The sequence below is a fragment of the Actinoplanes sp. DH11 genome (assembly GCF_020873875.1).
In the GTDB taxonomy this organism is placed as follows: domain Bacteria; phylum Actinomycetota; class Actinomycetes; order Mycobacteriales; family Micromonosporaceae; genus Actinoplanes.
This window is the reverse complement of sequence record NZ_JAHWGU010000012.1, coordinates 215,987-235,023: the sequence shown is the minus strand read 5'-3', so window position 1 is coordinate 235,023 and position 19,037 is coordinate 215,987. Positions and strand designations below refer to the sequence as shown.

Genomic DNA, 19,037 nt, shown 5'->3' with positions numbered 1-19,037 from the left:
ATCGCCGGATGCCGATGCGCCGGCGGGTCTGCGCGGAATTCCTGTCGGTGGGGCGGCATACACTTGCTCCCGCGATGCGACCTTCCTCAGAACCTGCCGACACCCTGTTCTCCCTGGCGCCGGAGAGGCCTGCCGTGGCGCCCCGGCCGAGCGCCCGGCGGATCGACCCGGAGTCCCTGCTGACCGGGCTCAACGGTCCCCAGCGCGACGCCGTGATCCATGCCGGTGCGCCGCTGCTGATCGTGGCCGGCGCCGGCTCCGGCAAGACCCGGGTGCTCACGCACCGGATCGCCTACCTGCTGGCCGAGCGCGGCGTGCATCCCGGCGAGATCATCGCGATCACGTTCACCAACAAGGCCGCCGGCGAGATGAAGGAACGGGTGGCCCAGCTGGTCGGCCCCCGCGCCCGGATGATGTGGGTGTCGACGTTCCACTCGGCGTGCGTCCGGATCCTGCGGGCCGAGCACGAGCACGCCGGGCTGAAGAGCACCTTCTCGATCTACGACGCGGACGACTCGCGCCGCCTCATGCAGCTGGTCGCCCGCGAGCTCGACCTCGACCCGAAGCGTTACACCGCCCGTGGCCTGGCCGCCCAGGTGTCGAACCTGAAGAACGAGCTGGTCGACCCGGAGGCGTTCAAGGCACGGGCCAAGGGGCCGAACGAGCGGGCGGTCGCCGAGGCGTACGAGCTCTATCAGCGCCGTCTCCGCGAGGCGCACGCACTCGACTTCGACGACATCATCATGGCGACCGTGCACCTGTTCCAGTCGCACCCGCTGATCGCCGAGTCCTACCGCCGTCGGTTCCGGCACGTCCTCGTCGACGAGTACCAGGACACCAACCACGCTCAGTACACGCTGATCCGTGAGCTGGTCGGCACCGACGAGACGGCCGAGGTGCCGCCGTCGGAGCTCTGCGTGGTGGGTGACGCCGACCAGTCGATCTACGCGTTCCGCGGCGCGACCATCCGGAACATCCTGGAGTTCGAGCGCGACTACCCGGACGCCCGCACCATTCTGCTGGAGCAGAACTACCGGTCCACCCAGACCATCCTCACCGCCGCCAACGCGGTGATCGACCGCAACACGTCGCGCAAGCCGAAACGGCTCTGGAGCGACCAGGGCGCGGGCGAGCAGATCGTCGGGTACGTGGCCGACACCGAGCACGCCGAGGCCGACTGGGTGGCCCGCGAGATCGACCGGCTCAGCGACAACCACGAGGTGCGCCCCGGCGATGTGGCGGTCTTCTACCGGACCAACGCGCAGTCGCGTGTCTTCGAGGAGGTGTTCATCCGGGTCGGCCTGCCCTACAAGGTGGTCGGCGGGGTGCGCTTCTACGAGCGCAAGGAGGTCCGGGACGCACTGGGCTACCTGCGCGCGATCGTCAACGACGACGACACGGTGAGCATCCGCCGGGTCCTCAACACCCCGAAACGGGGCATCGGCGACCGGGCCGAGGCGTGCGTCGAGGCGCTCGCCAACCGCGACCGGATCTCGTTCGGGCAGGCGTTGCGGCACGCGCGGACCGCGCCCGGCATCTCCACCCGCGCGGCGAACAGCATCGGCGAATTCGTGCAGCTCCTCGACGACCTGCGCGAACTCGCCCGGTCGGCCCCGCCGGAGGAGGTGCTGGAGGCGATGCTCCAGCGTTCCGGCCTGCTCAGCGAGCTGGAGGAGAGCCTCGACCCGCAGGACCAGGGCCGGGTGGAGAACCTGCAGGAGCTGGTGAGCGTCGCCCGGGAGTACACCGAGCGCGTCGAGTCGCTGGCCGAGGACGAGGACGCCCCCGCGGCCACCCTGGCCGGCTTCCTGGAGCAGGTGGCGCTCGTCGCCGACGCCGACCAGATCCCCAGCGACGACCCCGACCACCAGGGCGTGGTCACGCTCATGACCCTGCACACCGCGAAGGGCCTGGAGTTCCCGGTGGTCTTCCTGACCGGGCTGGAGGACGGCGTCTTCCCGCACATGCGCGCGCTCGGCGACAACACCGAGCTGGAGGAGGAGCGCCGCCTGGCCTACGTGGGGATCACCCGGGCCCGGCAGCGGCTCTACCTCTCCCGGGCGGTGACCCGGTCGGCGTGGGGTCAGCCGCAGTACAACCCGCCCTCCCGGTTCACCGACGAGCTGCCCACCGAGCTGGTGCGCTGGGAGCGGACCGGCGGGTCCTACACGTCCTGGTCGGGCACCGGCGGCGGCGTGGGCGGGCGCGGCGGGGGAGATCGCCAGCGCGGCGGAGGCTTCGCCGGGGGTACGCCCAAGGCGCAGCGCATCGCCGAGCGGCTCGGCATCGACGGCAGCCGGCTGGCCACCGCGAGCGACCTGAAACCGGCGCCGAAGGTCGCTCCCGGCGATCGGGTCAACCATCAGCGGTACGGGCTGGGTCGCGTGCTCGCGGTGGAGGGGCAGGGGCCGGGTGCCCGCGCGCAGATCGACTTCGGCGACCAGGTGATGTGGCTGGTGCTGCGGCACGCGCCGATCGAGAAGATCTGACGGCGCTCAGTGGTCGTGGGCTGCGCCTCCGATGGTGGTGCAGCCGGCGATCGTGATGCCGCGGGCGCGCAGCCATGCGGTCGGCTCGATCGGGTTCTTGTAGTGCCCCTGGTGCACCTCGAAGTGCAGGTGCGGGCCGGTGGAGTGCCCGGTGGAGCCTTCCCGGCCGATCCGTTCGCCGGCGGCAACCCGGTGACCCGTCTCCACCAGGATCTCCGACATGTGGCCGTAGTGGGTGAGGTAGCCGTCCGCGTGCTGGATCAGCACCGCGTTGCCGTACCCACCGGCCGGGCCGGCGGCGACCACGACGCCCGCGCCGACGGCGACGATCGGCGTACCGTGCGGCGCGGCCAGGTCGACACCGGCGTGCAGGCGGCCCCAGCGCTGCCCGAAGCAGGATGTGACGCCGGCCGAGGGCATCGGGTGCACCCAGCGCGCGGCGGGTTGGACGCGCGTCGCTGAACTGGTGCGTACGCGGCCCGGTGCGCCCGTACCGGCGGAGGTGGCGCTCACCGCGGCGACGACCGGGCGCTTCTTGCGCTGCACGGCGACCCCGGCCGGGTGGGCCGGCTCGTCGGCGACGCCGAGACCGTGCGGGAACTGCTTGCCCGGGGCCTCGTCGCCGGGCGGTGCCGCGACCGGTGCCTGGACGTACGGGTGGGACGCGGTGACGTGTGCGGGCGGACCACCGGCCAGCGTGGGTGCGGCGGACGCGGCGACCCCGGCCACGCCGATACCGGCGGCGATCGAGGCGCTCAGCGCGGTCACCGAGAGCGCGGTGCGGCCGTGGCCGGCGAGGAGTGCGGGAAAGGCGGGCGCCCGATGCCTGTGCAGCCGTTCCTGACGGTGCCGGCCGACCCGGCCCGATGACGACTGCTGCCTCACTGGTGATCCCTCCCGACGGACGTGACGATGGTTGTCACGTCTTCTGTCGGCCCGTGGGCACGGAGGGATGAAGGGTCGGGCGAAGGTTCTACCGGACTGCAACCGGCGAGGTTTCAGACGATTCGTCCGGCCGCGTTTGGCCGGGCTCCCGGTGGGGAGTTATCAGGAAGCCGCTTCGGCGGCGGCCATGCCGGCGTAAGGGGACTCGATCTGGAGCTTGATGTCGACGCCGCGTTCCTGGAGGAAGACGATCGGGTCGACCGGGGTGCCACCGACGTGCACTTCGAGGTGCAGGTGCGTGCCGTACGAGTAACCGGTGTTGCCGACCTCGCCGATCACCTGGCCGGCCTTGACCTGGTCGCCCTTCTTCACCAGCAGCCGCCGGGAGTGCGCGTAGATCATCTCGGTTCCGTCGTCCTGCTTGACGGTGATCGAGTAGCCGTAGCCACCGTTGTAACCGGCGCTCGTCACCTCGCCCGCGTGGACTGCCTTGTAGGGCGTCCCGTCGGCGGCCGCCAGGTCGATGCCGGCGTGCAGCTTGCCGAAGCGGACACCGTAGGCGGAGGTGAACTGGTAGTCGTCCAGCGGCAGGAGGTAGATGTCCTCGACGGAGACCTCGGCGCCGAGCTCCTCGGCACTGTCCTCGCGGTCCTGACTACGGGAAGCGCGCTCGCTGTCGCCGGAACGGCTCTGCAGGGCGTCGGCCGCGACCTGGGAACTGGCGAGGTTCTGCAGGACGTCGGGGCTGACGTCCTTGGCGTCCGGAAGGTTCGAGGCGGCGCCCAGAGCGACGACACCGGCGCCGACGAATGCGGACGTGACGACCGCGGCGTAACGGCTGCGCGGAGGGGTAGGAACGCGGCGGCGGCCGCGATAGCGATCGGGCTCAGACGACAAGCGCTGGCGCACGAACAACCCTCCGTTGTTGGCATTGCGGCGGCGGGCCACACCCGCTCGAAAGCGGTGAACAGTGGTTTGCCGGGCCCCCGCTGTGGGGTGAACCTGTGCGAGAGCCGTGGGCCACGGTAGCCAAACGACCGCCGGGTCACAAGTCGCAGCGCCAATTTCGTGACAGTTCCTGGTCAGCATTGATCAGTGATTGTCCGAATTGGTAACCTTTCCAGGAAGGCGATACTGCGACCCTGGGTAATGGCAAACGGAACACAAAGTGATGTGACCCAGGCAACTATTTATCGGGCGACCCGGTGGTGGGGACGGGTACCCCGGCCAGGTCGCTCCGGGTTACCGTTCGTTCAGGTGACCGCGGTGGCAGCCGGTCCGAGGCGTCCGACACCGAGGTTGGAGAGCCCGAAGGGGTCAGCATGCAAGCACGTATCAGGGTCGTGGTGGCGAAGCCCGGCCTGGATGGGCACGACCGCGGCGCCAAGGTGGTGGCGCGGGCGTTGCGTGACGCCGGTATGGAAGTGGTCTACACCGGCCTGCACCAGACACCCGAGCAGATCGTCGAGACCGCGATTCAGGAGGACGCCGACGCTGTCGGTCTGTCCGTGCTCTCCGGCGCGCACATGACGCTCTTCCGGAGAGTAATTGAGCTGTTGGCAGAACGTGACGCTGCCGACATCGTCGTTTTCGGCGGCGGCATCATTCCGGAGGACGACATCACGGAATTGGAATCACTCGGTGTAGCCAAGCTATTTACGCCGGGTGCGACCACCGCGTCCATCGTCGAATGGGTGCGCGCCAATGTGGCGACGCCGGTGGGCTGATTTGCTGCGAAGCCGCGAGAAGGCAGGCCGGTCGGCCGGCTGATCGAGCGCAAGGGGAGAGGCCGGACGCACCCCTCACACGTCCGGCCCCTCTATGCGCGATGCCCCGCCGCCACCCCTCGACCGACAGGGCATCGGCCGTTTCCTCGCGGGCGCCTGAGCGCGCCGACATCACACTCAACGACGTCCTTCTCAGCCGAGTTACGCGCGGCCACGGGACTTTTTCCGTTCACTCTCCCGTGGCGGGGCGCGGGCGGGGAGGTGGCGGCGCTGGCGGTGGCGTGTTGGCGGTGCGGGCGCGGCGCTGGTGCTTGGCGGCGCGGGCGGGCAGGGTGGCGGCGGCATCGATCGGCCGGGTGCCTGTGGACGACTTGTGGACAACGTCGGGCGGGGTCACGGCAGGCACACCGGTGCGCAACTGCCGCAAAGCCCTCGGAGCTGCGTTTTCGGCACTCTGGTGTGTGGTCTTGCACACCGCGCACCCGCGCGGTCACAGGGGACCAAACGGTCGCTACTCTGCGGGTGAAGGCCAATTCGCACCAGGCGGAATGGTCGGACGATCCTCACGCTGGCGGCGCTGCTGCGACGCGCCGCGCACACAGGTCGGGACGCAACGGTGCGGCTTGCCGGCGCTTGGCGTCGCGAGCGAAAGGAGACACGTGGACCTGTTCGAGTATCAGGGGCGCGACCTGTTCGAACGGCACGGCCTGCCCGTGCTGGGCGGCGGCGTCGCCGAGACCCCGCAGGAAGCCCGGGCTATCGCTGAGCGGCTGGGCGGCAAGGTCGTCGTCAAGGCGCAGGTCAAGGTCGGCGGCCGCGGCAAGGCCGGCGGCGTGAAGCTTGCCGACGGCGCCGACGAGGCCGAGGCCCGCGCCGGCGACATCCTGGGCATGGACATCAAGGGCCACACGGTCCACAAGGTGATGCTGGCCGAGACGGCCGACATCAAGGAGGAGTACTACTTCTCCTACCTGCTGGACCGGGCCAACCGGACCTTCCTCTGCATCGCCAGCGTCGCCGGCGGCATGGAGATCGAGACCGTGGCCGAGGAGGACCCGGAGCGGGTCGCCAAGGTCGCCATCGACGCGAGCAAGGGCGTGGACGAGGCGAAGGCGCGGGAGATCGTCACCGCCGCCAAGTTCCCGGCCGAGGTCGCCGACCAGGTCGTCGACATCGCGGTCAAGCTGTGGCAGGCGTTCGTCGCCGAGGACGCCACGCTCGTCGAGGTCAACCCGCTGGCCAAGGTCGGCGACGGCCGCGTGCTGGCGCTGGACGCCAAGGTCACGCTGGACGAGAACGCCGGCTTCCGGCACCCCGACCACGAGGCGCTCGAGGACAAGTCCGCGGTCGACCCGCTGGAGCAGGCCGCCAAGGCCAAGAACCTCAACTACGTCAAGCTGGACGGCGAGGTCGGCATCATCGGCAACGGCGCCGGCCTGGTCATGTCGACGCTGGACGTGGTGGCCTACGCGGGCGAGAAGCACGGTGGCGTCAAGCCGGCCAACTTCCTCGACATCGGCGGTGGCGCCAGCGCCCAGGTGATGGCGAACGGCCTGGAGATCGTGCTCGGCGACCCGGCCGTCAAGTCGGTCTTCGTCAACGTGTTCGGCGGCATCACCGCCTGTGACGCGGTCGCCAACGGCATCATTCAGGCCCTGGCGCTGCTCACCGAGCGCGGCGAGACCGTCACCAAGCCGCTCGTGGTCCGCCTCGACGGCAACAACGCCGAAGAGGGCCGTGCCATCCTCGACGGCGCGAACAACCCGCTGGTGCAGCGGGTGGACACGATGGACGGAGCGGCCGAGCGCGCCGCCGAGCTCGCGGCTGCGGGGAAGTGAACTAATGGCTATCTGGCTCACCAAGGACTCCAAGGTCATCGTCCAGGGCATCACCGGTGGTGAGGGCTCCAAGCACACCAAGCGGATGCTCGCCGCGGGCACCCAGGTCGTCGGCGGTGTGAACCCGCGCAAGGCCGGCACCCGGGTCGACTTCGACGGCACCGAGCTGCCGGTCTTCGCGACCGTGGCCGAGGCGATCAAGGAGACCGGCGCGGACGTGTCGGTCATCTTCGTGCCGCCGGCGTTCACCAAGGCCGCGGTCATCGAGGCGATCGACGCCGAGATCCCGCTCGCCGTGGTGATCACCGAGGGCGTACCGGTGCAGGACTCGGCCTCGTTCTGGGCGTACAACGTCGCCAAGGGCGAGAAGACCCGCATCATCGGCCCGAACTGCCCGGGCATCGCCTCGCCGGGCGCATCCAACGCCGGCATCATCCCGGCCGACATCACCCCGCAGGGCCGGATCGGCCTGGTCAGCAAGAGCGGCACGCTGACCTACCAGCTGATGTACGAGCTGCGCGAGTTCGGTTTCTCCACGGCGGTCGGCATCGGTGGTGACCCGATCATCGGCACCACCCACATCGACGCGCTGAAGGCCTTCCAGGAGGACCCGGACACCGACGCGATCGTCATGATCGGCGAGATCGGCGGCGACGCCGAGGAGCGTGCGGCCGAGTTCATCAAGGCCAACGTCACCAAGCCGGTCGTCGGCTACATCGCCGGCTTCACCGCGCCGCCCGGCAAGACGATGGGCCACGCCGGCGCCATCATCTCCGGCTCGGCCGGCACCGCCGACGCCAAGAAGGCCGCCCTCGAGGCGGCCGGCGTCAAGGTCGGCAAGACGCCGAGCGAGACGGCTCGCCTCATGCGTGAGGTCATGAGCTGAAACAGCAGGTCATGACGCGCCGCCGACCGGAATCCATCGACCCGATCGGCGGCGCGCCGCTGTTTCTGCATCGCCGGAACCGCCGCGGCGTGAAAAAGTAGTCGCGATGCCCAGCACAACCGACCGGCCAGACGGCTCGGAAGACCCGTTCGCGGTCGCCGAGGCGCTGCAGTCTGTGGTGCGGGACACCGAGGACCTGGTCATCGAGCGGGACACCGCCGCCGAGGACGGGCCGGACGCGGCCGGGCGGCGGGACACCGTCGTCGTCGACGACGAACTTCTGGGGCGCCGGGACACGGTCCGCCTGCCGCACCCGCGACGGCCCGAGGAACCCGCGCGGCGCGCGCCGATGATCGTGGCGGTCGCGTTCGCCACGCTCTGGGCGGCGCTGCTCAGCTATCTGCCGGTGGCGGTCGTGATCGGCCTGGCCCGGACCATGGAGGGCGCCGGGGGGCTCGGTGACGCCGCGCGTGCCGGGCTGGCCGGCTGGCTGCTCGGCCACGGCCTGCCGATCGGCACCTCGATCGGGCCGCTCGCGGTCACTCCGCTCCTGCTCACCCTCCTGGTGATCTGGCGGCTCAACCGGGCCGGCCTGCACGTCACCCGGGCGGTGGGTGCCCGGCGATCCGGCTCGGCGGCCCGCGCGCTGGGGGTGGCAGGCGCGCTCGCCTTGGCGTACGCCCTGGTCGGAGCGCTCACCGCCGTCCTGGCCGACGGCCGAGGCACCCAGATCTCGGCCGGTCGCGCCGCGCTGCACTTCTTCGCCTTCGGTCTCGCCGGTGCCCTGATCGGGTCGCTGCGCGGCACCGGCGCGCTCGCCACGCTGGCCCGGCGCTCGCCCCCGGTGCTGCGGCACGGCGCGCGGGCGGGGCTGGTCGCGGCGTTCCTGATCCTCGGGGCCGGCGCGGTCGCCGGCGGGCTCTCGGTGGCCCTCGGCGCCGGGCAGGCGGCCGAGATGATCGCGGCCTACCGCACCGGCGTGGCCGGTCAGGCCGGGATCACCGTGATCAGCATCGGGTACGCGGTGAACGCCTCGATCTGGGCCGCCGCCTACCTGCTCGGTCCCGGCTTCGCGCTCGGCACCGGGTCGACGGTCAGCCTCACCGAGGTCTCGGTGGGCCCGCTGCCCATGCTGCCGCTCGCCGCCGGCCTGCCCGCCGGCCCGATGGGCGCGACAGGTGCGGCGCTGCTGCTCCTGCCGGTGATCGCCGGCGGCGCCGCGGGCTGGCTGCTCACCCAGCGGCTCCGCCACCCGGGACGGGAGGCCGGGCGGGACGCCGGCCGCCGGACCGCGCGGCGCGGCGCACCGGGACCGGACGGACCGCCCTGGCCGTTGCTGATCGGTGCGAGCCTGCTCGCCGGCCCGGTCGCCGGGTGCACGCTGAGCCTGTTCGCCTGGCTGTCCGGCGGTTCGATGGGCGCCGGGCGGCTCGCCGAGATCGGACCGGACCCGCTGCTGGTCGGCCTCGTCGGCGCCGCCGTCGCCGCGGTCTCGGTGCTGGCCGGCGCCGCCGTCGCCCGGGTCTTCGGACCGCAGCGACCCCCGGCGCCGGGCCGCCGTCCCTGAGCCCGCCGCGCGTCGGCCGTCGCTGGAGCGTTGCGCCGCCGGCCTCGGGCGCGCCGGGCCGTCGCCCGTCGCTGGATCGTTGCGCCGCTGTCCCGCAAAGCCGCCCGCCGGGTCGTCCGGCAGGGAAATGACCCGTTGACGCCCGGTCCGTGCTGCGGCGATAGGGTGCACAGGTGATTGACCCCGCGCCCGCCCGCCTGGTCGTCCTCATCTCCGGATCGGGCAGCAACCTGCAGGCTCTTCTCGAAGCGACGAAGGACCCGGCCTACGGCGCCGAGGTGGTCGCGGTCGGCGCCGACCGGGACGGCATCGCCGGTCTCGAGCACGCCACCGCCGCCGGCATCCCCACCTTCGTGGACTCGGTGAAGGCCTACCCGACCCGCGACGACTGGGATGCCGCGCTCACCGCGCACGTCGCCGAGCACCGGCCCGACCTGGTCATCTCGGCCGGTTTCCTGAAGCTGGTCGGCAAGCAGTTCCTGGACGCGTTCGGCGACCGGTACGTCAACACCCACAACGCGCTGCTCCCCGCCTTCCCGGGCATCCACGGGCCGCGGGACGCGCTCGCGTACGGCGTGAAGATCGCCGGGGCGACGCTCTTCTTCGTCGACGCCGGTGTCGACACCGGGCCGATCATCGCCCAGGTCAGCGTCCCCGTGCTCGACGGCGACACGGAGGACTCGCTCACCGAGCGGATCAAGGTGGCCGAACGGGCCCAGCTGGTGGAGTACGTCGGCCGGCTGGTCCGGGAGGGCTGGACCATCGAGGACAGAAAGGTACGGATCCCGTGACCACCTCTTCTGACGAGGGGCGTCGTCCGATCAAGCGGGCGCTGCTGAGCGTCTGGTACAAGGACGGCATCGTCGAACTCGCGCAGGCCCTGCACGAGGCCGGTGTGGAGATCGTCTCGACCGGTTCGACCGCGTCGACCGTGGAGCAGGCCGGTGTGCCGGTGACCCGGGTCGAAGAACTGACCGGCTTCCCCGAGATCCTCAGCGACCGGGTCAAGACGCTGCACCCGCGCGTGCACGGCGGGCTGCTCGCCGACATGCGGCTGGAGAGCCACGTCCGGGAACTCGGCGAGCACGGCATCGAGCCGTTCGACCTGCTGGTGAGCAACCTCTACCCGTTCACCGAGACGGTCTCCTCGGGTGCGAGCGAGGAGGAGTGCATCGCCAAGATCGATATCGGTGGGCCGGCGATGGTGCGTGCCGCCGCCAAGAACCACGCCTCGGTGGCCGTGGTGACGGCCGTTTCCGCGTACCCCCTGGTCCTGGAAGCCGTGCGGAACGGCGGCTTCTCGCTGACGCAGCGCAAGCTGCTCGCCGCCCGCGCCTTCGCCGACATCGCGGAGTACGACGTCGCCGTCGCGGACTGGTGCGCCACCACCCTGGCGCCCGCCGAGTGGCCCGAGTTCACCGGGCTCGCGCTGCGCCGGGAGAACGCGCTGCGGTACGGCGAGAACCCGCACCAGGAAGCCGCGCTCTACGTCGACCCCGCCGCGCCCGCCGGTCTCGCCCAGGCCGAGCAGCTGCACGGCAAGGAGATGTCCTACAACAACTACGTCGACGCCGACGCGGCCTGGCGCAGCGCCAACGACTTCACCGAGCCCTGCGTGGCGATCATCAAGCACGCCAACCCGTGCGGCATCGCCGTCGGCGCCGACGTGGCCGAGGCGCACCGCAAGGCACACGCGTGCGACCCGGTGTCCGCCTTCGGCGGCGTCGTCGCGGTCAACTCCATCGTCACTCGGGAACTCGCCGAGCAACTCGGCGAGATCTTCACCGAGGTGATCGTGGCACCCGCGTACGAGCCGGGCGCGCTCGAACTCTTCAAGGAGAAGAAGAACCTGCGCGTCCTCGTCGCGCCGGCCTGGAACCCGCCGCCCGCCGAGGTCAAGCAGGTCGGCGGCGGCTACCTGGTGCAGAAAGCCGACCGCATCGACGCCCCCGGCGACGACCCGGCCGGATGGACCCTGGCCACCGGTGCGCCGGCGTCGCCCGAGATGCTCGCCGACCTCGCGTTCGCCTGGCGCGCCATCCGCAGCGTCAAGAGCAACGCGATCCTGCTGGCCGCCGACCGCGCCACGGTCGGAGTCGGCATGGGCCAGGTGAACCGCGTCGACTCCGCGAAACTGGCCGTCTCCCGGGCCGGCGCCGACCGGGCCGCCGGAAGCGTGGCGGCGTCGGACGCGTTCTTCCCGTTCCCGGACGGACTCGAGGTGCTGATCGAGGCCGGTGTCGCGGCGGTGGTGCAGCCGGGCGGCTCGATCCGGGACAACCTGGTGATCGAGGCGGCGGAGAAGGCAGGCCTGACGGTCTATCTGACGGGTACGCGCCACTTCTACCACTGAGCCCGGCACGGGTCCGCCGGCTGGTCGCGGGCGGCCCCGGCGGGGTGGGTCACGGGTCGCTGGACGCGTGAGTTGATCTGCTAGCGCTACGAAATCGCGGTGATCGAGGCATGATCACCGCGATTTTGCGTCGCTAGCAGATCAACATCCGGCGGGCGGGCGGGCGGGCCGGTCGGGCGGGCCGGTCGGGGGCCGGGCGGGCGCCGGCGGGCGGGGGGATCGGGTGGGCTGGACGGGCGGGCGCTGCGGTCACTGGAGGAGGGTGGCGAGCATCGCGACCGTTTCGCGGGGCCGCCGGTAGACGTCGTCCGCCGTGAATCGGAGCACCGTCCACCCCGCCATGCGCAGCGCGTTCAGGCGGGCCACGTCCTTGCGGAACACGGCACGGTCCCGGTGGTGATCGCCGTCGTACTCGGCGGCCACCCGGGCTTCCGGCCAGCCCAGGTCGACCCGGCCGATGAGAGGGCCGTCCCCGGCGCGCACCTCGAACTGCGGGATCGGCGCCGGCAGTCCCGCGCCGGTGAACAGCAGGCGGAGCCGCGTCTCCATCGGCGACTCGGCGCGGCCGTCCGCCAGCCGGATCACCGAGGACAGCCGGTTGCTGCCGTGCCAGGTGTACCGCCGGAGCGACATGGCGCGGAGTTCGCCCAGCCGGACGGTCCCGCGGTGGAGCAGGCCGTCGAGGACGGCCACGCCGTCGACCAGGTCGCAGCGCCGGCCCACGTCGAAGGCGGTTCGCTCGGCTGTGGTCATCGGTACGCCGCCGACGGTCGTGAGGTCGGCCGGCTCCAGTTCGGTGCGGTGCGGGGCGATCCGCGGCTCGGGGCGCAGCGCGCGGTCCCGGGGCACCACGACCACGACCGGCGCGTCGGCCGGGATCGTGACGGCCCCCCACAGGTGTGCGGCGCTGAGGCCCCCGATCGCGGCGTCGGGCGGTAGCCGGAGCGCGGCGGCCGCGCACCACGTCCGGTGGTCCGGCTCGGTGGCCCGGTCCAGGTAGACGCCGTGGAACAGCCTGCGCCAGGCGGGGCCTCGCAGCATCGCCGGGGTGAGCAGGCCGGCGTGGACGGCTTCGGCGCCGACGAACGGCACGCCTGTCAATCGGGACGGGATTCGGCTGGTCGGCGGCACCGGGTGAGCATGGCGGACCGGCACATGATCCGGCGGGCGGGCTGTGGACAAGCGAAGGCGGCCGGGCTGTGGACAACCTGGGGAAAGGAACTGTTGACGCGCTTGACCAGGGGGATTACGGTCGATCTTGACAGCTGTCGATGCGTTGACGATGTGCCGTGGGGAGCGCCGATGAGTTTCGAACTCTATGTGTGGCACGAGCCGGCGCCGATCAGCGCGGATATCGCCGAGGCGAAGGTGCGCCGCTGGGCGGACGAGCAGATGTTCACCCCGCACGAGTCGGTGTCAGCGTTGCGCGCCGAGCTGCTGCGCCGCTTCCCGCTGAGTGACGTGGGGAAAGGCGTCTGGGACCGGCCGCCGAACGAGTCCGACGCCGTGCTGGCGCTGTCCTGCGTGTGGTCACGGGCCGGTGAGTTCGGTGAGGCGGTGCGGGACCTGGCGGCCGCGTACGGTCTCGTCTGCTATGAGCCGCGAAGTCACATCCTGGACCCGAACGCGCCGGGTGACCGGGCCGCCTTCACGCTGACCTCGGCGGACTGGCCGATGGTGCACGACCCGGACGACGATCAGCTGGAGCGGGCGGCGCGCGGCCTTGGCAGCGACAACTTCTACGCGCTGCTGGAGCGCTCGGACGGGCATTTCGCGCAGGTCGGCTACGGCGCGAGCGCGGGTGCGCCGCCGGGGGTCTACGCGCTGGAGCACCGGGCCGGGCGGGACGGCGAGCACGTCCGGGCGGAGACCCCGGAGGTCGCGGAGGCGATCCGGTTCTTGCTGGAGTTCCGGGCGGGCGAGGAGAGCTGGCGCACCCGCCACGCTTGGCGGTTGCTGAGCTTGTGAGCACCGGCGTACGGGTCTGAGCGTCACGCTGTGACGTGCCGGAATCGCTGATCGGGTTGCCGGATCCGGCTCGCCTGGAATGGTGGAGGGGTGTGGCGGTCCGGGGCCGCCCGGTGAGTGTCGACGGGCGGGCAGTACGCTCGTACTGCTAAGCGTGTGTTTCGGGAGAGGAGCGCCGGCCGATGGCGAAAATCAAGGTCAAGAACCCGGTCGTCGAGATCGACGGCGACGAGATGACCCGGATCATCTGGAAGCAGATCCGTGAGCAGCTGGTCCTGCCGTACCTCGACGTGAACCTCGAGTACTACGACCTCTCGATCCAGTACCGTGACGAGACCGACGACCAGGTGACGATCGACGCGGCCAACGCCATCAAGCAGCACGGCGTCGGCGTCAAGTGCGCGACCATCACGCCGGACGAGGCGCGGGTCGAGGAGTTCGGCCTGAAGAAGATGTGGCGGTCGCCGAACGGCACCATCCGCAACATCCTCGGCGGCGTCGTGTTCCGTGAGCCGATCATCATGAGCAACGTGCCCCGGCTGGTACCCAGCTGGACCAAGCCGATCATCATCGGCCGGCACGCGCACGGCGACCAGTACAAGGCGACCGACTTCGTCGCGCCGAGCGCCGGCAAGATGACCGTCACGTTCACCCCGGCCGACGGCTCCGAGCCGATGGAGTTCCTGGTCTCGGACTTCCCGGCCGGTGGCGTGGGCATGGCGATGTACAACTACGACGAGTCGATCCGCGACTTCGCGCGCGCCTCGTTCCGGTACGGCCTGGCCCGCAACTACCCGGTCTACCTCTCCACCAAGAACACGATCCTGAAAGCCTACGACGGCCGCTTCAAGGACCTGTTCGCGGAGATCTTCGAGACCGAGTTCGCCGACCAGTTCAAGGCGGCCGGCCTCACCTACGAGCACCGGCTGATCGACGACATGGTCGCGGCCGCGCTCAAGTGGGAGGGCGGCTACGTCTGGGCCTGCAAGAACTACGACGGTGACGTGCAGTCCGACACCGTGGCGCAGGGCTTCGGCTCGCTCGGCCTGATGACCTCGGTGCTGATGACCCCGGACGGCAAGACCGTCGAGGCCGAGGCCGCGCACGGCACTGTCACCCGGCACTACCGGCAGTGGCAGAAGGGCGAGAAGACCTCCACCAACCCGATCGCCTCGATCTTCGCCTGGACCGGCGGCCTCAAGCACCGCGGCAAGCTGGACGGCACCCCCGAGGTGACCGAGTTCGCCGAGAAGCTGGAGCGCGTCTGCATCGAGACCGTCGAGGGCGGTCAAATGACGAAGGACCTGGCCCTGCTGATCGGCCGGGACGCGCCGTGGCTCTCCACCGACGAGTTCATGAACGCGCTGGACGAGAACCTCGCGCGCAAGCTCGCGGTCTGACCAGGAAGTAAGGACAAGGGGGACCTCGGCAGAGGTCCCCCTTTCTTCGTTCCTACGCGGCCTCGCGCAACAGCTGGGCGGCGTTCTCGGGGACTATGTCGTTGATGAAGGCGCCCATCGCGGACTCGGAGCCGGCCAGGAACTTCAGCTTGTCGGCGGCCCGGCGGATGCTGAAGAGCTGCATGTGCAGGTAGCCCAGGTCGCGGCCCTCGCCGACGACGGCCTGGTGCCAGGCCGAGATGTAGGGCATCGGCTTGCCGAAGAGGCCGTCGAAGCGCTTCAGCACGTCCAGGTAGAGCGGCCCGAACGCGTCACGTTCGGCGTCGCTGAGGGCCGGCAGGTCGGGGACCTGCCGGTGCGGGGCCAGGTGCACCTCGAACGGCCAGCGGGCGGCCGCCGGCACGTACGCCGTCCAGTGCTCGTTCGCGGCGACCACCCGTACCTTCGCCGCCTGCTCGGCCGCGAGCACGTCCGCGTAGAGGTTGCGCCCACCGGTCTTCTCCGCGTGCCGCGCGGCGGCGCGAAGCATCGCCGCCGTCCGCGGCGGCACCATCGGATAGGCGTAGATCTGGCCGTGCGGGTGGTGCAGGGTCACGCCGATCTCGACGCCCCGGTTCTCGAACGGGAAGACCTGCGCCACGCCCGGCATCTGCGACATCGCGGCGGTACGGTCGGCGAGCGCATCGACGACGGTACGCACCCGGGCGGGCGGCAGGGCACCGAACGCGCTGTTGTGGTCGCTGGTGAAGCAGACCACCTCGCAGCGGCCCAGGCCGGGACGGACCGGCACCAGATCGGTCACCTGGGTGATCTCGTCGGGGGCGATCCGGTCGCTGAACGACGGGAACTGGTTCTCGAAGACCACGACGTCGTAGCTGGGTGCCGGGATCTCGCTGGCGAACCGCTCGGTGGTCGGGCAGAGCGGGCAGGCGTCGGACGGCGGCAGGAAGGTCCGCGTGTTGCGGTGCGCGGCGATCGCGATCCACTCGTCGACCAGCGGGTCGTAGCGCAACTGCGAGGCGTGCGGCGGCGGGGGGAGTTGCCGGGTGTCGGGGTACGCGGCGCGGCCGCTGTCGGCGGTCTCGTCGAAGTAAATCAACTCCCGGCCGTCGGACAGTTGGACGGTCGAGCGGATCGGTGTCACTGGGGGTTCACCACCACGAGTTCAGGAACGGTTTCCGAGAGGAGGGTTCGCGCTTCCTCGTCCAGACCGGAATCGGTGATCAGGACGTCGGCGCGGCTGAGGGGAACGATCGAGGAGATGCCGACGGTGCCCCATTTGGTGTGGTCGGCGAGCACCACCAGGCGCTCGGACGCCTGCACCAGGGCGCGGTCGGCGTCGGCCTCCATCAGGTTCGGCGTGGTGTACCCGGCGCGCTCGCTCATCCCGTGCACGCCGAGGAAGAGCAGGTCCAGGTGGAGTGTGCCGATCGCGGCCACCGCGACCGGGCCGACGAGCGCGTCCGAGGGGGTTCGCGTGCCGCCGGTCAGCACCACCGTCTGATCGGGACGGCCGCCGCGGTAGAAGACGTCGGCGACCGGGATCGAGTTGGTCACCACGGTCAGCGACGGCACGTCGACGAGGCGCTGGGCCAGCTCGGCCGTGGTCGTGCCGGCGGAGAGTGCGATGGCGTCACCGGGGGAGACCAGGGCGGCAGCCCGCATGGCGATCGCGGCTTTCTCGTCGCGCTGGCGCACCGACTTCGCGGCGAAACCGGGCTCGTGCGCGGAACCAGGGCTGACGGTGGTCGCGCCGCCGTGTACCTTCGCGAGCAGGCCCCGGTCGGCGAGCGCCTCCAGGTCGCGGCGGATGGTCATGTCGGACACGCCGTACTCCGCGGCGAGTTCGCTGACCCGCACGCCACCGGTGGCGCGGACACGGTCGAGGATCGCGGCCTGCCGCTGCTGCGCGAGCATCAGCGGAGCACCGACGTCTTCAAGACCGCCGACGTTGTCGCTAGTGCCGCCGGGAACCGAACTATTTCGAACACACTCGAACACTACCTTGCGGTCGGCTCGGTTCGGAAGAGTGAGTTCAGATACCTCGGCCGTGCTTGTGCAGGGCGGACAGCACGTTCTCCACCTTCACCGCCCCCGTCATCGCGGCCAGGGCGATGGCGGTACGCGGTTCCTTCCAGTTCGCCCGCACCGCCTCCTTGCTGTACCGCCACGCCTGACTGCGGTTCCCGGTCGCCGCCGACCAGCACGCCAGCTGCCCGTAGACCCGGGCCGCACCGGGCCGGCAGCCGCTGATCTCCGGGTGCCGCTGCATCATCCAGCGCAGCGAAGAGATCTTGGTGGCGTATTCGTACGCGTAGTGCGAGGTGCGACCCCAGAGCACCTGGACCAGCGGCTCGTCGAGGTGCACGATCGGCGCCCGGCGTGCCGCCCGCAGCAGCAGGTCCCAGTCCTCGTTCTGGCTGCCCGGCGCGTCCTCGGCGACCAGGCCGACGGCGTCCTCGGCGAGCGCGTCCCGGCGGATCAGGAACGACGACGAGTGCAGCATCGCCATCCGGGAGCGGGCCAGGTCGTCCACGGTGACCCGGCTGCGACCGGCCAGGCGTGCGGTGGTCCGGCCCTCGTACTCCACCTCGATCGCGCAGGTGGCGAACTCGGCGTCCGGGTCGGCGAGCAGCGCGGCGACCTGGCGGCGCAGCTTGTCCGGCAGCCAGCGGTCGTCGTCGTCGCAGAACGCCACGAGCTCGGTGTCGAGAGCCAGCAGCCCGGTGTTGCGGGCGCCGGCCAGCCCGGAGCTGCGCCAGTTCGTCAGGACCAGGACCCCGATGCCGTCGGCGGAGGCGAGCAGGTAGTCCGGTTCGGTCTGGTCGTACACCACCACGATCTTGATCTCGCCCGGATAGCGCTGCTCGCGGACGGCGGCGATGGCGCGGCGGACCAGCTCGGGTCGGTTGCGGGTCGGGATGACGACCCCGACGGACGGCCAGTTCATCATGCCTCCGGTGCGACGTTGATCGGGTAGCCGTAGGCGCGCAGCATCGGACCGCAGACCGCGCCCACCAGCCGGCGCTGCGAGCTGGGCAGGGCGTTCACCCACGCGTCGTCGTGGCGCAGCGGCAACCGCCCGACGGTGAAGCGCATCGGGTTTCCGGCGGCGCTGTGCCCGGCCTTGAGGTCGGCCTGGCCCGGCCGCAGGAAGGCCAGGTCGTCGGGGTGCAGCGGGACTCCGGCGAAGTCCGCGAGGCGGATCAGTCCGGCGCGCGGGTCGGCGAGGAACTCCTCGTAGCGGATCCGGCGCACCGGCACGCCCCGGCGGGCGAGCAGGCCGAACGCGGCGTTGTGCGCGTTCCAGAGCAGCGCGGAGCGGCCGGGGGAGTACCGGGTCATCTCCTCGGTGCCGTCGGTCTCCGGGCGGGACACCCGCTTGGTCCACGAGTACGCGACCCCACGTGCGTCCCGGACCACGTGCACCACGCGCAGGTCGATGTCGTCCGCCCAGCGCAGCACGTGTGCCAGGGCGGAGTGCTTGGAGGAGTCGACGACCACCCGGCTGCCGGAGACCTCGGCGGCGGCGGCGTAGACGCGGGAGTAGAACGAGGCGTACTCGCGGACCTCGGCGGTCGCGGTGGTGGCCGAGGCCAGGCGGGGGATGTGCCGGGTCCGCTCGACGGACTCGCGCAGCTGGTGCACCCGGTCGACGTCGACGTTCCCCCAGCCACCGAAGGCCCGCTCGCCGACCTGGGTCCAGAACGCGCAGCCGGAGAAGCGGGAACCGCAGCCGCAGCGCTCGTCGTCACGGATGTCGCGCTGCCAAAGGTGCACGACCTCGCCGAGGGCACACATCCCGGGCAGCTCCCCGAGCAGGCGTTCGACGAGCGTGGTTCCGCTGCGCCCCAATCCGCCTAAAAAAAGAACATGTGCCACTTTGGCTCACCTTCGCTCGTTTCGCTCTGGTAACGAGTGAAG

The 19,037-nt window shown here is 71.0% G+C and carries 16 protein-coding genes; 9 read left to right on the top strand and 7 right to left on the bottom strand.

Annotated features, from left to right (window positions below):
• Positions 1 to 74: 74 nt before the first annotated feature.
• Entirely contained in the window at positions 75 to 2,489 is a 2,415-nt protein-coding gene (gene pcrA, locus LPA41_RS19720; RefSeq protein ID WP_374238181.1) for a DNA helicase PcrA, read from the top strand.
• A 6-nt stretch (positions 2,490 to 2,495) separates the two neighbouring features.
• Here pcrA and LPA41_RS19715 read toward each other — a convergent pair whose 3' ends face one another.
• Together LPA41_RS19715 and LPA41_RS19710 are read right to left on the bottom strand one after the other, a co-directional pair.
• Positions 2,496 to 3,374 carry a M23 family metallopeptidase gene (locus LPA41_RS19715; protein ID WP_229072107.1) on the bottom strand — a complete coding sequence of 293 codons (879 nt, stop codon included), beginning with the start codon at positions 3,372 to 3,374 and terminating at the stop codon, positions 2,496 to 2,498.
• A 162-nt stretch (positions 3,375 to 3,536) separates the two neighbouring features.
• On the bottom strand, positions 3,537 to 4,283 hold the full coding sequence (locus LPA41_RS19710; protein ID WP_229072106.1) for a M23 family metallopeptidase: 747 nt from the start codon (positions 4,281 to 4,283) through the stop codon (positions 3,537 to 3,539).
• Positions 4,284 to 4,696: 413 nt separating this feature from the next.
• Here LPA41_RS19710 and LPA41_RS19705 point away from each other — a divergent pair, with 413 nt between their 5' ends.
• From LPA41_RS19705 to purH, 6 genes are all read left to right on the top strand, one after another.
• Positions 4,697 to 5,101 (top strand): cobalamin B12-binding domain-containing protein, encoded by a 405-nt coding sequence (locus LPA41_RS19705; RefSeq protein WP_229072105.1) that lies wholly within the window; start codon positions 4,697 to 4,699, stop codon positions 5,099 to 5,101.
• A 659-nt stretch (positions 5,102 to 5,760) separates the two neighbouring features.
• Positions 5,761 to 6,939 (top strand): ADP-forming succinate--CoA ligase subunit beta, encoded by a 1,179-nt coding sequence (gene sucC / locus LPA41_RS43305; RefSeq protein ID WP_229072104.1) that lies wholly within the window; start codon positions 5,761 to 5,763, stop codon positions 6,937 to 6,939.
• Between the two features lie 4 nt (positions 6,940 to 6,943).
• Positions 6,944 to 7,825, top strand: a complete 882-nt coding sequence (gene sucD / locus LPA41_RS19695) for a succinate--CoA ligase subunit alpha (protein ID WP_229072103.1) — start codon at positions 6,944 to 6,946, stop codon at positions 7,823 to 7,825.
• Between the two features lie 106 nt (positions 7,826 to 7,931).
• Positions 7,932 to 9,392: a DUF6350 family protein gene (locus tag LPA41_RS19690; protein WP_229072102.1), complete on the top strand. Its 1,461-nt coding sequence runs from the start codon at positions 7,932 to 7,934 to the stop codon at positions 9,390 to 9,392.
• A 173-nt stretch (positions 9,393 to 9,565) separates the two neighbouring features.
• Positions 9,566 to 10,183, top strand: coding sequence for a phosphoribosylglycinamide formyltransferase (gene purN, locus LPA41_RS19685; RefSeq protein WP_229072101.1), 618 nt, complete (start codon positions 9,566 to 9,568; stop codon positions 10,181 to 10,183).
• Positions 10,180 to 11,745: a bifunctional phosphoribosylaminoimidazolecarboxamide formyltransferase/IMP cyclohydrolase gene (gene purH, locus LPA41_RS19680; protein ID WP_229072100.1), complete on the top strand. Its 1,566-nt coding sequence runs from the start codon at positions 10,180 to 10,182 to the stop codon at positions 11,743 to 11,745. Before purN ends, purH begins: the two co-directional genes overlap by 4 nt.
• 249 nt (positions 11,746 to 11,994) lie before the next feature.
• On the opposite strand, the gene LPA41_RS19675 is transcribed toward purH, so the two are convergent.
• Positions 11,995 to 12,876 (bottom strand): DUF559 domain-containing protein, encoded by an 882-nt coding sequence (locus tag LPA41_RS19675; RefSeq protein WP_229072099.1) that lies wholly within the window; start codon positions 12,874 to 12,876, stop codon positions 11,995 to 11,997.
• Positions 12,877 to 13,047: 171 nt separating this feature from the next.
• Between LPA41_RS19675 and LPA41_RS19670 the strand changes: the two genes are divergently transcribed.
• Both LPA41_RS19670 and LPA41_RS19665 read left to right on the top strand, forming a co-directional pair.
• Positions 13,048 to 13,713 carry a hypothetical protein gene (locus tag LPA41_RS19670; protein ID WP_229072098.1) on the top strand — a complete coding sequence of 222 codons (666 nt, stop codon included), beginning with the start codon at positions 13,048 to 13,050 and terminating at the stop codon, positions 13,711 to 13,713.
• Between the two features lie 182 nt (positions 13,714 to 13,895).
• Entirely contained in the window at positions 13,896 to 15,113 is a 1,218-nt protein-coding gene (locus tag LPA41_RS19665) for an NADP-dependent isocitrate dehydrogenase (protein ID WP_229072097.1), read from the top strand.
• A gap of 52 nt (positions 15,114 to 15,165) precedes the next feature.
• On the opposite strand, the gene galT is transcribed toward LPA41_RS19665, so the two are convergent.
• The 4 genes from galT to LPA41_RS19645 form a co-directional block, all read right to left on the bottom strand.
• Complete coding sequence (gene galT, locus LPA41_RS19660; RefSeq protein ID WP_229072096.1) at positions 15,166 to 16,257, bottom strand: galactose-1-phosphate uridylyltransferase; 1,092 nt, start codon at positions 16,255 to 16,257, stop codon at positions 15,166 to 15,168.
• Positions 16,254 to 17,030, bottom strand: coding sequence for a DeoR/GlpR family DNA-binding transcription regulator (locus LPA41_RS19655; RefSeq protein ID WP_229072095.1), 777 nt, complete (start codon positions 17,028 to 17,030; stop codon positions 16,254 to 16,256). Before LPA41_RS19655 ends, galT begins: the two co-directional genes overlap by 4 nt.
• Before the next feature lie 118 nt (positions 17,031 to 17,148).
• On the bottom strand, positions 17,149 to 18,063 hold the full coding sequence (locus LPA41_RS19650; RefSeq protein ID WP_229072094.1) for a glycosyltransferase family A protein: 915 nt from the start codon (positions 18,061 to 18,063) through the stop codon (positions 17,149 to 17,151).
• The gene (locus LPA41_RS19645) at positions 18,063 to 18,995 is read right to left on the bottom strand and encodes a sulfotransferase (RefSeq protein ID WP_308036582.1); all 933 of its coding nucleotides are present in this window, start codon (positions 18,993 to 18,995) and stop codon (positions 18,063 to 18,065) included. The genes LPA41_RS19650 and LPA41_RS19645 overlap by 1 nt, the downstream gene beginning before the upstream one ends.
• Between the last annotated feature and the right edge of the window lie 42 nt (positions 18,996 to 19,037).